This is a genomic window from Bacillus sp. WC2503, assembly GCF_052682895.1.
Genome location: NZ_JBQYMD010000001.1, coordinates 1,891,251 through 1,906,204 on the forward strand (window position 1 = coordinate 1,891,251; position 14,954 = coordinate 1,906,204).

17 protein-coding genes and 1 other annotated feature are annotated in these 14,954 nt (G+C 33.1%); of the genes, 11 read left to right on the plus strand and 6 right to left on the minus strand.

Annotated elements, in window-relative coordinates; all coding sequences use genetic code 11:
• Window positions 1–34: 34 nt before the first annotated feature.
• On the plus strand, window positions 35–238 hold the full coding sequence (locus ACUN26_RS09625) for a hypothetical protein (RefSeq protein ID WP_000290881.1): 204 nt from the start codon (window positions 35–37) through the stop codon (window positions 236–238).
• A 27-nt stretch (window positions 239–265) separates the two neighbouring features.
• Here ACUN26_RS09625 and ACUN26_RS09630 read toward each other — a convergent pair whose 3' ends face one another.
• Window positions 266–508 carry a hypothetical protein gene (locus ACUN26_RS09630; RefSeq protein ID WP_000582705.1) on the minus strand — a complete coding sequence of 81 codons (243 nt, stop codon included), beginning with the start codon at window positions 506–508 and terminating at the stop codon, window positions 266–268.
• Between the two features lie 227 nt (window positions 509–735).
• On the opposite strand from ACUN26_RS09630, the gene ACUN26_RS09635 reads away from it, so the two are divergent.
• From ACUN26_RS09635 to ACUN26_RS09650, 4 genes are all read left to right on the plus strand, one after another.
• On the plus strand, window positions 736–1,593 hold the full coding sequence (locus ACUN26_RS09635) for an NAD-dependent epimerase/dehydratase family protein (protein WP_000689419.1): 858 nt from the start codon (window positions 736–738) through the stop codon (window positions 1,591–1,593).
• A 55-nt stretch (window positions 1,594–1,648) separates the two neighbouring features.
• A complete protein-coding gene (locus ACUN26_RS09640; protein ID WP_001021709.1) occupies window positions 1,649–2,146 on the plus strand; it encodes a DUF421 domain-containing protein in 498 nt (165 codons plus the stop codon).
• A gap of 263 nt (window positions 2,147–2,409) precedes the next feature.
• Window positions 2,410–3,039, plus strand: a complete 630-nt coding sequence (locus ACUN26_RS09645; RefSeq protein WP_000397622.1) for a class I SAM-dependent methyltransferase — start codon at window positions 2,410–2,412, stop codon at window positions 3,037–3,039.
• A 315-nt stretch (window positions 3,040–3,354) separates the two neighbouring features.
• Window positions 3,355–3,987 (plus strand): type 1 glutamine amidotransferase family protein, encoded by a 633-nt coding sequence (locus tag ACUN26_RS09650; protein ID WP_001194785.1) that lies wholly within the window; start codon window positions 3,355–3,357, stop codon window positions 3,985–3,987.
• Between the two features lie 148 nt (window positions 3,988–4,135).
• Here ACUN26_RS09650 and ACUN26_RS09655 read toward each other — a convergent pair whose 3' ends face one another.
• Together ACUN26_RS09655 and ACUN26_RS09660 are read right to left on the minus strand one after the other, a co-directional pair.
• On the minus strand, window positions 4,136–4,837 hold the full coding sequence (locus tag ACUN26_RS09655; RefSeq protein WP_001079472.1) for a class I SAM-dependent methyltransferase: 702 nt from the start codon (window positions 4,835–4,837) through the stop codon (window positions 4,136–4,138).
• Window positions 4,834–5,736 (minus strand): SMP-30/gluconolactonase/LRE family protein, encoded by a 903-nt coding sequence (locus ACUN26_RS09660; protein ID WP_000492437.1) that lies wholly within the window; start codon window positions 5,734–5,736, stop codon window positions 4,834–4,836. Before ACUN26_RS09660 ends, ACUN26_RS09655 begins: the two co-directional genes overlap by 4 nt.
• Window positions 5,737–5,875: 139 nt before the next feature.
• On the opposite strand from ACUN26_RS09660, the gene ACUN26_RS09665 reads away from it, so the two are divergent.
• Window positions 5,876–6,046, plus strand: a complete 171-nt coding sequence (locus tag ACUN26_RS09665) for a DUF2197 domain-containing protein (RefSeq protein ID WP_044810524.1) — start codon at window positions 5,876–5,878, stop codon at window positions 6,044–6,046.
• Window positions 6,047–6,124: 78 nt separating this feature from the next.
• Window positions 6,125–6,381 (plus strand) — a binding site (T-box leader).
• Between the two features lie 82 nt (window positions 6,382–6,463).
• Window positions 6,464–8,017 carry a lysine--tRNA ligase gene (gene lysS, locus ACUN26_RS09670; RefSeq protein WP_000558627.1) on the plus strand — a complete coding sequence of 518 codons (1,554 nt, stop codon included), beginning with the start codon at window positions 6,464–6,466 and terminating at the stop codon, window positions 8,015–8,017.
• Between the two features lie 59 nt (window positions 8,018–8,076).
• Here the strand turns inward: lysS and ACUN26_RS09675 are convergent, their stop codons facing one another.
• Entirely contained in the window at window positions 8,077–8,505 is a 429-nt protein-coding gene (locus tag ACUN26_RS09675) for a cell wall hydrolase (RefSeq protein ID WP_001128414.1), read from the minus strand.
• A 151-nt stretch (window positions 8,506–8,656) separates the two neighbouring features.
• Between ACUN26_RS09675 and ACUN26_RS09680 the strand changes: the two genes are divergently transcribed.
• The 3 genes from ACUN26_RS09680 to ACUN26_RS09690 all read left to right on the plus strand — a co-directional run bounded on the left by ACUN26_RS09680 (window position 8,657) and on the right by ACUN26_RS09690 (window position 11,383).
• Complete coding sequence (locus ACUN26_RS09680) at window positions 8,657–9,571, plus strand: acetamidase/formamidase family protein (protein ID WP_000285648.1); 915 nt, start codon at window positions 8,657–8,659, stop codon at window positions 9,569–9,571.
• 124 nt (window positions 9,572–9,695) lie between these two features.
• Window positions 9,696–10,403: a response regulator transcription factor gene (locus tag ACUN26_RS09685; protein WP_000239006.1), complete on the plus strand. Its 708-nt coding sequence runs from the start codon at window positions 9,696–9,698 to the stop codon at window positions 10,401–10,403.
• Window positions 10,400–11,383, plus strand: coding sequence for a sensor histidine kinase (locus ACUN26_RS09690; protein WP_000620177.1), 984 nt, complete (start codon window positions 10,400–10,402; stop codon window positions 11,381–11,383). Before ACUN26_RS09685 ends, ACUN26_RS09690 begins: the two co-directional genes overlap by 4 nt.
• Window positions 11,384–11,703: 320 nt before the next feature.
• On the opposite strand, the gene ACUN26_RS09695 is transcribed toward ACUN26_RS09690, so the two are convergent.
• Entirely contained in the window at window positions 11,704–12,330 is a 627-nt protein-coding gene (locus ACUN26_RS09695; RefSeq protein ID WP_000361815.1) for a DUF6518 family protein, read from the minus strand.
• Window positions 12,331–12,751: 421 nt separating this feature from the next.
• On the opposite strand from ACUN26_RS09695, the gene ACUN26_RS09700 reads away from it, so the two are divergent.
• A complete protein-coding gene (locus tag ACUN26_RS09700) occupies window positions 12,752–13,651 on the plus strand; it encodes a LysR substrate-binding domain-containing protein (protein ID WP_000354652.1) in 900 nt (299 codons plus the stop codon).
• 74 nt (window positions 13,652–13,725) lie between these two features.
• Here ACUN26_RS09700 and ACUN26_RS09705 read toward each other — a convergent pair whose 3' ends face one another.
• Window positions 13,726–14,715, minus strand: a complete 990-nt coding sequence (locus ACUN26_RS09705; RefSeq protein WP_000395986.1) for an aldo/keto reductase family protein — start codon at window positions 14,713–14,715, stop codon at window positions 13,726–13,728.
• Window positions 14,716–14,954 lie beyond the last annotated feature (239 nt).

Here is a 14,954-nt window from a genome sequence, read left to right on the forward strand (position 1 = left end):
AGCTTTTATTTTGAATAGGAGGGTGATGGAGTCTATGGCGGTACGTATAGTCGATGATTTACAGCAATTATCTTTGTTCCTTATGTTTTTAAGTACATTTATATTTTACAGATATTTAAAAAAGATTAAACGAGAGAGAAAATTGAGTGGTTTCGAATGGACAATGTATTTTGTCACTCAATTTGCGACATTAATTTGGGCAATTACTTATTTTATTAAACACTTAGCTGAATCGTAAATTCTAATCATTCAATCTAGCTTACTGTTATCTATTAGGTGTATAAATATAGTCTGTATCTAAATCGATGACAACATCGCTTATGACGTCTTCTTGTAATAATTTTGGGATTTTTTCGTATTGATATCGTACACAAAATAAGCTTAGAAGGTCCTCATTAGATATCTCTTCATTTTTTATATTTAAATACATTGTTATTAATTCGTTAATAGAACAGTTATGGCCAATAACATACTCATTTATTCCATATCCATCAAATTCAATTATCATGTTATCACTGCTGGGTGCTAGCCAACGTTATAGCTTAAAATTTGGATAAAACATCCACATGAAATATATTATACTTCACTCACACAATGTTTTGAAGAATTGAGATCAGGGGTAATTAAACAAAAGTATATGTTTCATATGAATAACGAAAAAATAGAGAAAATATTTGTCACAAACCTCACATCTGTTTCGTCACATTTATGATTACTAAATGAGGAGGAACATATATGAAAATATTTGTAGCAGGTGCAACGGGTGTTATAGGACGTTCTTTATTACCTATGTTAATAAAAGAGGGGCATACGGTATTTGCAATGATTCGTAATGAATTACAAGTAGAAGCAATGAAGAAAATTGGTGCTATACCAGTAATAGCCGATGTGTTTAATCGACAGGCTGTATTTTCTGTATTGGAAGAAACAACTCCCGATGTAGTTATACATCAATTAACGTCATTGTCTACATGGAATTTTGAGGATAATGCAAAAATTAGAACAAAAGGCACTCGTAACCTTGTCGATGCCGCAAAAAATATAGGGGTAAAGAAAATAATCGCTCAAAGTATTTCATGGGCGTATGAAGCAGGGGATACATTTGCGACAGAAAAAGATTCACTACATATTACTGCTCCTATGCCTCGGCAAATCACTGTTAAGGGCATATTAAAATTAGAATCAGCTGTTTCTGAGTTACCAGAATCGATTATTCTTCGTTACGGTACACTATACGGAGCGGGAACATGGTATGCGGAAAACGGCTTAATTGCAAATCAAGTTCGTAATAATGAAATGATTGCAACAGATGGGATAAGCTCTTTTATACATGTCGAAGATGCCGCTAGAGCAACTATGTTAGCTCTTAATTGGCCTCCAGGAATCGTAAATATTGTTGATGATTCCCCAGCAACTAGTAAAGAATGGTTACCAATATACGCAGCTGCAATTGGGGCACCGGCTCCTAAAGCTCAAGCTGGGAAAAATAGTTGGGAAAGAGGAGCCTCAAATTATAAGGCACGTAAAGAGTATGGATGGACACCTTTATTTCCATCATGGTCTGAAGGATTTAAAAATTTGATAAGTATGTAAAATAATCCTTTAATGGGAATGCTAATAACATTCACCATTAAAGGATTGGGCTATTATGAATATAATTTGGGAAAGTATTATTTTAACCCTTACTGGAATTATTGTTTTAAAAATGACAGGTAGTACATCTGTTAGCCAAATGACGAGAGCTGAAATAATTATAGTTGTATCAATTGGACGTATTATTGTAGAACCTGTATTAAGTAGGAAAGTAGTTCCATCTATCTTTGCCGCTATCATATTTTCGAGCATTCTACTTATCATTCATTTCTTTGAATTGAAATCAAGGAAGGTGGAGCAATTTCTAAATGGAAGTAGCATTGTAATTGTTGAAAACGGAAAGATTGTAAAAGCAAATTTGATACGAGCAAAAATGTCAGAACAACAACTTTATATGCAATTAAGAGAAAAAGGGATCCATGATGTAAAGCGTTTACAGCAAGTTACAGCGGAACCGAATGGGCGTATTGGCTATCAATTAATAAAACAAGCACAACCAATAACTTTAGAAATGTTAGAAAAAGTATTAGATCAGTACAATATAAAAAGATAATTTTTCATGAGAAACAGCCAATACTACAATAAAAATATTGGCTGTTTTTTTATTTTCTATAAACGTAAGGATTAATAAAATAGGGGAGATTTTTAACCAATATTTATAATAGATATAGGCTTATTATTATGCTATATTCAATGGGGCTACGATGACTAAGGTAAGTCGTATGAATAGAAGAAAAAACTATATACTAACAATACAAAAAATTTGCCTTTACTTTGATACTAAAAATGGATTGAAAATAAGGAGATAGATACATAATGGAATTTTGGGAATCAAGTTTTATTGAAAAACAAACGATGTGGGGATTTGAACCTACAGAATCCGCAATTATGACGAAAGATTTTTTTCTTGAAAAGAACGTTAAGGATATATTAGTTCCGGGTATTGGATATGGAAGAAATGCAAAGGTTTTTATTGATAATAGGATAAATGTAACAGGTATTGAAATTTCAAAAACAGCCATCGATTTAGCAAAGCAAAACGGACTAGAAAATATTAGTATGTATCACGGTTCAGTAAATGATATGCCTTTTGATAACAATCTTTATGATGGGATATTTAGTCATGCACTTCTTCATTTGTTGAATAAGCATGAGCGTGAGAAATTTATTAAAGATTGTTATAATCAGTTAAAACCAGGCGGATATATGGTTTTTACAACGGTTTCTAAAAAAGCGCCAATGTACGGAAAAGGGAAACAGTTGGACCAAGATTATTTTGAGATAATGGAAGGTGTAAAAATGTTCTTCTATGATTCTGAATCTATAAAACATGATTTTAATGAATATGGACTAGTACAAGTTTCGGAAATTGACGAACCAAATAAGAACATGGAAAATAAGCCTTCAATCAATTTTTTAATCATAAAATGTAAGAAAGAACAATAAATAAAGAATTGTAAGCATTACTAACAATCTCTATATGTTGAATATGAACCAATAAAGAGGACGAGCATATATTATAAATACCTCTTAACTTTAAGTAACCTTAACTTTCGTTAATAGGATATCTCAAAATCCCCGAAAAGAGCACTTGCGGAAACGAGTGCTCTTTTATTTATGTGATAATAGATTTTTATGGGTATTCTATTTGGAATTTTAAACCATAAATATAGAATATAATGTTAAACTTAATGTAGCACTTGTTGAAATTAATAGTTGTGCTGTAATAGAGAATAAAGTACTTGAACGGAGTGTTATTGAATGCAAACAAGAAAAGCTTATTTATATGTATTTCATACGATGTCAGATTGGGAATACGGACATTTAATTGCTGAACTGAATACAGGAAGATATTTCAAAAAAGGTTTAGCGCCTTTAAAAGTAATTACAGTAGGAGTAAATAAAGAAACGGTTATTTCAATGGGAGGCTTGAATATAAAGCCAGATATTTTCCTAGATGAATGTGTGTTTGAGAGTAACGATCTATTAATTTTACCTGGAGGAAATACTTGGAGTGAAAATATACATAAACCTATTTTGCAAAAAGTTGATGAAGCTTTAAAGACGGGCGTAATTGTTGCTGCGATTTGCGGTGCAACTATAGGGCTTGCAAATTACGAATTCTTAGATGATAGAAAGCATACAAGTAATAGTTTAGATTATATGAAAATGGTTTGCCCGAATTATAATGGAGAAAATTTGTATGAAATGGGACCTGTAGCATCTGACCAAAATCTCATTACTGCATCTGGAGTAGCCCCTCTGGAGTTCGCAATGGAAGTACTGAAAAAATTGGATGTACTTGCACCGGATACACTTCATTCATGGTATAACTTACATAAGACTCATGAACCTGATTATTTCTTCCAGTTAATGAATTCTCTTAATAATTGAGTAGTTTATAGTATCTCGAATAGGAACCATGCTTTAGATAGACAACGTCAAAGCATGGTTTTTTCGTTTTGTTTCATAAATATTTAAATATACAAATTTCGTATAATAAAAATGAGTCCGGGAGAAATATTCTTCTCTTTTTATACGATTATTGCTGAACGACAAAAGTAATAGCATTTGTTTTTAATTGAATGTGTCTTTCATTTCGAACTATATCAAAAGCTAATTCTTTTATTTCAACTTTTACTTCTTTCCATCCTTTATAAATACTTTTTAATAGACGTATCATTTCTTCGGTTGGGAGATTAATTTCAATTAAAGCTTCTAATTCTTCATTCGTTTTTAAATCAATTTCTTGTATGTTAGAGTTAATAATTAAACAATTAATACCGCCGTTTTTTGTCCCTTTTTTCATAGAATGGAGCACGTTTGTTAAATCTTCTTCTGATTTAACATGCTCTAAACTTGATACTGCAACGATATAGTCATAAGTGTTAGGAGGAATATCGTAGTTTTCAATTGCTATTTGTTCCGTTTTTATTATTCCAAATACTCCATGTACTTTGCTATAAACTTGTAACTTTGTTAAAGCAGAATGAAGTAAATCGACACAAGTAACAGTGCCGCTACAATTTTTTATCTTTTGTGCAATTGGAATACTATTTCTTCCAACGCCAGATCCGAGGTCAAGTACTTGCAAGTTGTTTTGTCTTTCGAAATAGTCCATCATGTCCATAACTGTTTTAACTGGTTTGTAAAGCCAAGATCCAGTCTCAAATAGTTTATATTGTTCATAACAAAGGTCATGATATTTCTTTTCTTCTTGTCTTATGTAATCGATACGATTCATATTGTTTCAGCTCCAATATGTTCACTGCAAAATGAATAGGTAGGACAGCCTTTTATATTCGTTTGAATTCGAAAGATACCACCAGCATGTGGGTACTTTTTTAATTCTTCATCCGTCATTCTTGTTCTGGCTGTTGTAACATATAAGTCAGTTGAATTAGGGCCTCCAAATGTACACGACGTTACATATAAGGCAGGAATTGGAACACTTAATATTTGTTCTCCAGTCAAAGGATTCCATCTAGTAATCTTCGAACCACCCCAATGTGCAATCCATAAGCAACCTTCTTCATCGATTGTCATCCCATCAGGTAAACCATCATTTTCAGGAAAAAGGATAACATCAGTTGGATTACTAATTTCTCCAGTACGTATATCATAATGAAAACGAACTACTTTTTTAGTAGGTGTATCAATAAAATAAAGGTATGTATGATCAGGTGACCAAGCGATTCCATTTGATGTATTTACATATGAAACTTTTTTCTCAACGCTCAAATTATTATATAAACAATATAAGGAACCTGCAGCATTTATTCCATTTAAATCAGTAGTACCCGCCCAGAAGCGACCAGCTGGATCACATTTCCCATCATTAAAACGATTTTCTACTAAATGTGGTTCAGGATCATAAATATGTGTCAGTTTTTCTGTTTTCAGGTTAAGAGAGTAAAATCCGTTTTCCATTGCTAAAAGTACTACATCCTCTACATATGGAACAACACAGCCGATTTGCTGATTAAGGGCAATTACCCGGTTTGTATTGTTAGTGGGATTATAGATGCATAATGTTTTCTCCATAATATCAACCCAATATAAAAGTTGCTTTTTTTCATTCCAACATGGTCCTTCAGCTAAAGTTGCTTTAGCATCTAAAACTAATTCTATATTACTAAACAAGATGTTCACCTCGCATTATAAGATATTTATATAATTCGATAAAAATAGAGGTAAACCTTTTAGCGAGAGAATCTTAAGATTTGCAATGTAGAAAACAGACCTTCTCATATTAAAAAAGTGTATAAACACAGAGAGGAAAATGCATATGATGTTTTATGAGGTTGTTTGCTTTTCTTGTAAAAATATATTCCGAGTATATGAAGGTAGTGAACAATATAAGCGGTTTAAAGAGAAATCGAAAGGGATATATTGTTGTGATGAATGTAGCCACAAGATTCAATTAGAAGCGATAAAACATTTTTTTAGATAATTATATGTAATGTATTACCGTTCAGAAAAATTTGACAATAAACGTGTAATAAATTATCATATGTAAAAATCAACATTTAAAATGGCATGGAAGAGAAGAGTAGTTAAGAAAGAATACGTACAGAGAGCTCTGGTAGCTGAGAAAGAGCGGTATACATCTTAATGAAAAAAGACTTGGAGCTACGCAAGGAACTAATTTATTTAGGGATGGTGCGACGGGTTCTCCCGTTATAGAGATAGGGTATAAGCATATTTTGCCGTACCTGAAAAGGTTAATATGGTGACGTATTAACAAACTGAGGTGGTACCGCGAAGCTAATAACTCTCGTCCTCAAGATGAATAATCTTGGGGGTGGGAGTTTTTTTGTTGTATAAAACTGAAAATGTGAAAACAAAAAATAATTGAGGTGAGTGACATATGCATTGGGCGTATGAAGTAGCACATGAATTAATTAGAAAACATCCAAATAAAGAAACTTTTGTTTGTGCATCTGGAATTAGTCCATCTGGTTCTGTTCACATTGGAAACTTCCGTGAAATAGTAACGACTTATTTTGTTGTAAGAGCTCTGCAAAATTTAGGGAAAAAGACTCGTTTTATCTTTTCATGGGATGATTATGACAGGTTTAGAAAAGTTCCTAAAAATATTGATCCATCTTTTGCAAGATACATTGGTATGCCGTACTGTGATATCCCTGATCCGCATGGGTGTCATAACTCATATGCAGAGCATTTTGAAAAAGAGTTTGAGAAATCGCTTCAAGCATTTGGGATTGAAGTGGAATTCATATATCAACATGCTGAATATAGAAGCGGAAGGTATAATGGCAATATATTAGAGGCTTTGCATAAAAGAAAAGAAATATATGATATTTTAATGCGTTTTAAAACAGGAGTTCACTTTGAAGAAGATAGAGAAAAATTTTATCCAGTTACGTTATATTGCGAGAGGTGCGGGAAAGATGCAACAACGATTACACAATTTGATGAAGTATTAGAAACAGTACGGTATGCATGTGAATGCGGAAATGAAAATGAATTATCGGTAGTAAATACAAATAAAATGAAACTGAATTGGAAAATTGATTGGCCGATGAGATGGATGATAGAGGATGTTATTTTTGAACCCGGCGGAAGAGATCATTCATCGGAAACAGGTAGTTACAATGTATCAAAAGAAATTGTAAGGGAGATATTCAATCGTGAAGCGCCTTATTACGTTGTTTATGATTTCATTGGTCTTAAAGGTAATCATGAAAAAATGTCTAGTTCTTCAGGAAATAGCATTACACCTAGCGACTTATTAAAAGTGTATGTACCAGAAGTAATTCTTTTTATGTTTGCAAAATATAGGCCAGGCGCAGCTTTTCATATAGGTCTTGATGAAGATGTGATCCGAAATTATACAGAGTATGAACGATTGAAAGATAGTTATGAAAATGAAGCACTAAAAAATGAAGATTTATTTGATGCAATTAAACTTTCTAGAGTTGATAACCGATTCAAAGAATATCCAAAGTTTAATCAAGTTGCAAGTACTTTACCACTATTAAATTTTGATTCCTCTATTTTACAAAATATATTAGAGAAAATAGATAGGAGTTATGCATTACCTGAAATGATTGCGATAAGTAATCGTGCAGAGTATTGGATAAGAAATTTTCAATCTGAAAAATTGATTACGGTAAATAAAGAGAAGAATACGGAGTTTTATAACACATTAGAAGATAGACAGAAAAACTGGGTGGAAGAAGTTTGTAAAACACTTCGTTCTAATAAAGAATATTCTAATTTAATGGAGCAACTGTATACGATTTGTCATCATGAAAATAAAAAAATAATGAAAGGAAATCAAAAGCTATTATTCACCATTATATATAGGCTCGTTATGAATCAATCAAGTGGCCCACGTATACCGTTATTAATACATGTGGTAGGCATCAAAAAAGTCATCACTTTATTAGATTTCTAATATATAGCTAAAAGCAACGCAAGTACTCAAAGATCTAAGTGCTTGCGTTGTAAATTTTACTACCGTGTATACAGTTTTGGACATTCATCACCACTTGGCTCATAAAAACAATGGCTTTTAAATTGCCCTACAAACGGCTGATTATACCATTCAGGTGGGCAAGCTCCAACTGGACGGAAATACCAAAGAGCCCATCGTGCTGGCCAGCGCCATTCACCTTGTAAAACCTTTCTTGCAATTTCTTTTTCTGACTCACGAGCGCGTTGATAAAAATATCCATATTGTACCGCTTCAAATCCACCGGGGCTTTGATATACAGCATCACGAACGGTACGGAGTTGTTTGAAATCTAAGCAATCGCAAAATACACGATTCACAACAACGCAGCCAACAAGCTGTTCACCTTGTCGGCCTTCTCCTTCAGCTTCAGCACGAATTAAACGAGCTAGTAAATCAACATCGCTTTCGTTATATGGAATAAGGGGCATAGTGATACCACCTTTCTGTTATAGTAAAGAGTGTATGTTATAAAATAAGCTACGTGCTTTTTTACATAAAAATAATATTTGATTTTAATAGGAGTTTGTATAAAAAAAGTTAATTAGTAATAGTAGATAAATAGAAAAGGGGAGAGGTATTATGTATCGAATTCATAAAGATGACATTATTTACGCAATGTCACCAGAAAATAAGCCGTGTATGGAAGTGGAAATTGGGAGCCGTCTTGTATTTGAAACATATGATTGCTTTGAAAACCAAATTGATTCTGAAGATGTTGTGTTCCAAGAATTAGATTGGAACCGAATTAATCCAGCGACTGGGCCTGTATATATTACAGGTGCAGAACCGGATGATATATTGGCCGTAACGATTGAAAAGATTAAAATTGCAGAGCAGGGTGTTTTAACTACAGGTGCGAACCTCGGTGTAATGGGTGAAGTGCTAAATGAAAATACAGTGAAAATCGTCCCAATACATAATAAACATGTTTTGTTTTCAAATGAACTGCAAATTCCGATTAATCCAATGATCGGTGTGATTGGTACTGCGCCGAAAGAGGAGAGTATTTCCTGTGGAACACCGCATGACCATGGCGGAAATATGGACTGTAAAGAGATAAAAGAAGGGACAACATTGTTATTACCTGTAAATGTTCCTGGTGCTCTATTAGCATTAGGCGATTTACATGCAGCGATGGGTGATGGTGAAATTGGTGTTAGTGGAGTAGAGGTTGCTGGTGAGGTGACGGTAACAGTTCAGATTATAAAAGGAAAGAAATGGCCACTACCAATGGTTATCCAAAAAGAAAAAGTAATGACGATTGCTTCAGAGAAATTGTTAGACGATGCAGTGAATCGTGCTGTACATAATATGGTGACATTTTTACATGAGGAATTAGAAATGTCTAAAGCAGATGCAACTCTTTTATTATCAGCAGCGGGTAATTTAAAATTTTGCCAAGTTGTGGATCCACTAAAAACGACGCGGATGGAACTAGGAATGGAATATGCGGAAAAGCTAGGTTTTAATTGGAGTAAATTTAATATTAAATAAGAATACTAGAAGAAGGATGCTGTTTTTTAAAAGTATCCTTTTTTAATTTACGGATGAAATAAAAAGAGGTAGTATTTACTTTGTATAAGTATATTTGAGATTGTGAATTAAAAGGAGTTTAAGAATGGTCAAAATTATGATTGTTGAAGATGATATGAAAATTGCGGAGCTATTATCAACTTATGTTGCGAAATACGGTTACCAAGGAATTGTAATATCGGATTTTCAAAATGTGTTAGACATATTTTTAGAAGAACAACCAGAGTTAGTTTTATTAGATATTAATTTACCAAGCTTTGACGGTTACTATTGGTGTCGTCAAATTCGCGGAGTTTCCACATGTCCAATTTTATTTATCTCGGCCCGTGAAGGTACGATGGATCAGGTTATGGCGTTAGAAAATGGTGGCGATGATTTTATTCCGAAGCCTTTTCATTATGAAGTTGTAATGGCAAAAATTCGTAGCCATTTAAGACGTGCTTACGGTGATTATGCACCGAAACTAGAAGAACGAATGGTTGAGCAACAAGGACTTAGTTTATATCCCGAAAGGCTTGTATTGAAGTTGCGAAATCAAGAGATTGATATAACGAGAAACGAAGCCATTTTATTAGAAATGTTAATGAAAAATTATCCGCGTGTTGTGAGTAGAGAAGTGTTGCTTAATAAGTTATGGGATAGTGAATCTTACGTTGATGATAATACATTAAGTGTAAATACAACACGTGTGCGTAAAAAGTTAAAAACATTACATATTGAGGATGCGATTGAAACAATTCGTAGTGTTGGATATAGGTTGCATATTACTTGGGAAAATGGTGTGGAAAAATGATAAGGCTGTTTATACGTGACCATATACCACTTATTTGTTTTACAGTGCTCCAACTACTAGCCATATTCCTCGTATATTGGTTTGATGGACATAATCATATTACAACAGCATTATATGCAATGTTTTTAGGTGCTTTTTTTATGGTAAGCTACTTAATATTTCGTTATTTTACACATCGTTCTTTTTATGAGCGTTTAGCAAATCCATTGCAATCTTTGGATGAATCCGTTCAAAAATCTGATTTTGCAGTTGTATCTACTGCTCTCCAAGATTTACTTGATGCACAATATCGTCATTATCAAAATCAGCTGCAATTACAAGAGAGAAAAAATAATGATCAATTAACCTTTATGAATCAGTGGATTCATCAAATGAAAACACCTCTATCTGTAATAGAATTAATTACACAGGATGAAGTGGATTCGCGTTTTGAAAGTATTAATGAGGAAACAGATCGGCTGAAAAAGGGGTTAGAGATGGCACTGTATGTCGCACGTTTAGAGGCATTTACACAAGATTTTTATGTGGAAAGAGTACAACTACATAAAATAGTGAATCATTCTGTACATGAACATAAACGCTTTTTTATCCGGAATTTCGTATATCCAGAGCTTGAAATTGATAAGGGTATTACTGTAGAAAGTGATGCGAAATGGTTACAATTTTTAATTGGACAAATTATATCGAATGCAATTAAATACTCATCAGGTAGTAGAGAAAAGATTAAAGTGAAAGCATGTAAGGAAGGTAATACTGTTGTACTTGAAATAGCCGATAGTGGCGTCGGGATACCGAAGCAAGATTTACCAAGAGTATTTAAACCGTTCTTTACAGGAGAAAATGGTAGAGATTTTAAAGAATCAACTGGAATGGGGTTATATCTTGTATATGAAATTACGAAACAATTAGGGCATCGTGTAGAAATTCATTCAGAAGTTGGTAAAGGTACCGTTGTACGAATTATATTTTTTAATGTGTAAATAAGTGATTTAGGCTAAAGAACTTTGAAGATAAGTTTTTTAGCCTTATTTTATAGCGATTATTTGAAATGGTAAAAGGTCATCTTGGTATGTATAATGAAACGCTAATAAATACGATTGTTAAATTAGAAGGATTTAATAAAAAGCTGATAAATAGTTTTTGTAAGAAAAAATCCACCCCTTTGAAAGAGATAGCTTCATGAATCCATCCTATGAATAAGTGCATCAACATTAATAAGTATAATGTACGAATTCGTGATAAATTTTGTGGATTATAATAGAGTTAGTCGTTTATTTTTTTTCATGATATAGTATTGTAATTAAGTAAGCAAACTTAATACTTTATATCCAATTAACCCTAAAATAATGATAGGAATCATCATTAAAAAAGAAGAAATTCGATTAGCATTAGAGCGTTCTAATACAAGAATCAAGATAATCCCAACTATGACTTCGGTATATCCAACAGGTAACATGTGACTATAGTCGTCAAAATTTAAAAGAATGTGAAGTCCATCCGTTACAAAAACTCCACTTAAAAGTGCGCTTCCGAATTTATGAAGTGGATTTGTAGTATCTTTCCATAGAAAACCTGCAATTCCAAAGATAGTTCCTCCTATACATGCACATACAATCCATACAGATATAAAATAAATAGAGTGAGCTACATTTTTAATAATTATTGCATAACCATAATAGCCTAAAACCATACCTAGCAGCGCAAGTATACCGGAAAGCATAGCTGTACGCTTAGAATAACTAAGACTAGCCACAAAAAAGGATGGAACTAACCAAACACTTCCTAGATTAGCTAATGAATTCCAATGTCCTGGAAGTATACCCTGCCCCAATTTAGTTAGTATACCAACAAAAACCCCTACTATAATCGGGATGAGAAAAATCCTTAAAAACATATTTGATTTTATGATTTTTAATGTCTTGTCCATAAATTCAATCCTTACTTTAATATTCTCTGTAAACATATAATAGCTTATTAAGGAAAAATAATCAATCGAATTTTATCGAAAAACAATAAAAAAATATTGAATAACGAACGGTGCTTTGTTTTTATAATTAGGTGAATAAAATATCAAAACTAGTTACTCAACCAAAATGGTAAATGAAATAATAAATGCAAGTAATAAAATTGCTGAAAACACATAATTCAACTTATCATAAGATGCTCTTGAGGATAACATTCACTCTTATACTTGTAATTTAGAATTTTTAATGATTTTCATCTCGTATTTACAATGAAATGATTTATGATAAAAAAGAAAAGGGATTGATATAGTTTCCTCCTGTTTTTATTTACAATTTATTAGAAGGAGGGATTTTTTACTAGTTGTGAATGTTAGGGGGATTGTAATGGATATTCGAAAAATGAAATATTTCATAACAGTGGCAGAAGAATTAAACTTTAGTCGTGCAGCAGAGCGTCTTATGATGGCACAACCGCCTTTAAGCCAAGAGATTCGTAAATTAGAAGATGAATTAGGGGTTCAACTTTTTTACCGGACAAAGCGAATGGTTGAGCTTACCGATGCCGGGAAAATATTTTTAGAAGGTGCGCGACAAACGCTGCTTCAAGTAGATAGAACGATTAAAGAAACACAGCTTGCGGATGAAGGAAAGATAGGCCATTTAATAATTGGGTTTGTCGATTCTACAGAAACCGTTATAAATGTTTTAAAAAAATTTCGAGAACGGTTTCCTAAAATTCAGCTTATATTACACGAAATGACAACTGATCAACAAATCAAAGCGCTCTATGAAAAACAAATTCATATTGGATTTATTCGTTCCAAGCAGAATAATGAAATTTTAACTTCCGAAGTTTGTTCTGTAGAATATTTAAAATTGGTTTTGCATGAAGATCACCCTTTCGTTATGTTACGTAACATTCCAATTAAATCATTAGTGGATGAACCATTTATTTTATTTCCACGTCATTTTGGTACAAACTTTTATGATGTAATTATTAGTTACTTTTGGGAACATGGAGTAAGTTTAAATATTGTTCAAGAAGCGATTCAAATGCAAACGATTGTGAATTTAGTTGCAGCAGGAATGGGGATTTCTGTCGTTCCGTCATCAGTGGAAAGTTATAAAAAAACGGGAGTTATATATAAAGAAATTCAAGAAAATACCCCAAAAATAAATTTATATGCTGGATGGAGACTAGATGAACAGTCTGTTGTGTTAGAGAACTTTTTAACTGTTGTTAGAGAGGTTTATACAACTTCACAATGTGAATGTAAAAGATAATAACCCATCTGTATAGGATGGGCAGTGTAGATTTGAAAAGGAAAGCTTCTTTATAGGTAGAACAAAAAGGTGTTTTAACCTGTTTTGCTCGGATCATACTCAATGAAATCTTTTAGTACACCATCAATTTGATCCATAATTTCAGGTTGTAATTTAACGCTAGAAGCAATTACGTTTTCTCTTATTTGCTCTGGATTTGATGCACCAATAATTGCAGAGGAAACAGCTGGATTTTGTAATACCCAAGCAACTGCAAGTTGAGGTAAGGTAAGATTAGTTTCTTGCGCGATGGGATTAAGTTTCTGAATTGCATTGAGTACATCATCGCTCATCCAGCGTTGCACGAGTTTTTGGAAAAATGGTTTACCAGCATCAGAGTTAGCACGTGATTGATTCGGCAATGGTTTACCAGGTTGATATTTTCCTGTGAGAATACCTTGTGCAAGGGGAGACCAAACAACTTGACCAAGTCCCTCACGTTGACATGTTGGTATTACATCAGTTTCAATAACTCGCCACAACATCGAATATTGAGGTTGGCTAGCGATAAGTGGAATGCTTAATTCTCGTGCAAGTGCTGCACCACGGGTGATTTGTTCTGATGTCCACTCACTTATGCCTAAGTAAAGGACTTTACCTTGTCTTACAAGATCAGCAAAAGCTAACATCGTTTCTTCAAGGGGAGTTGTTGTATCAAATCTATGTGCATAATAGACATCAATGTAGTCTGTCTGCAACCGTTTTAATGATGCATTACAATTTTCAATAATATGTTTTCGCGACAATCCACGATCATTTTTTCCAGGTCCGGTCGGATGACATACTTTTGTACATAGTTCTATACTTTCTCTCCGTATGCCTTTTAAAGATCGGCCTAGTACTTCTTCGGCTATCGTGTCCGAATAAACATCAGTAGTATCAAACGTTGTAATTCCGACATCTAGTGCGGTTTTCACACAATTATTTGCAGTATCTTCATTTACCTTTCCGCCATGGTTTATCCAGTTCCCGTATGCAATCTTACTTACTGTTAACCCACTGTTTCCGAGTTTGCTAAATTCCATTGTAGAATCCCCCATTAAAAATGATACCTTTATTATAAGAACTGAAATTTAGTATATAAGAGGGGGATGTTTAGAATTTTATTAATAGGGGAATCTAAAGCAAGTAGTACAACAAATGTGGTGTATGCTTGTTCAATATGAAGTTTAGAATTGATAAATAGACCTTAAAGAAAGCAATCTTTTTAAAAGCACATATAATTACATTTACTCATACAGTACTATTATGGTACAATATGGTT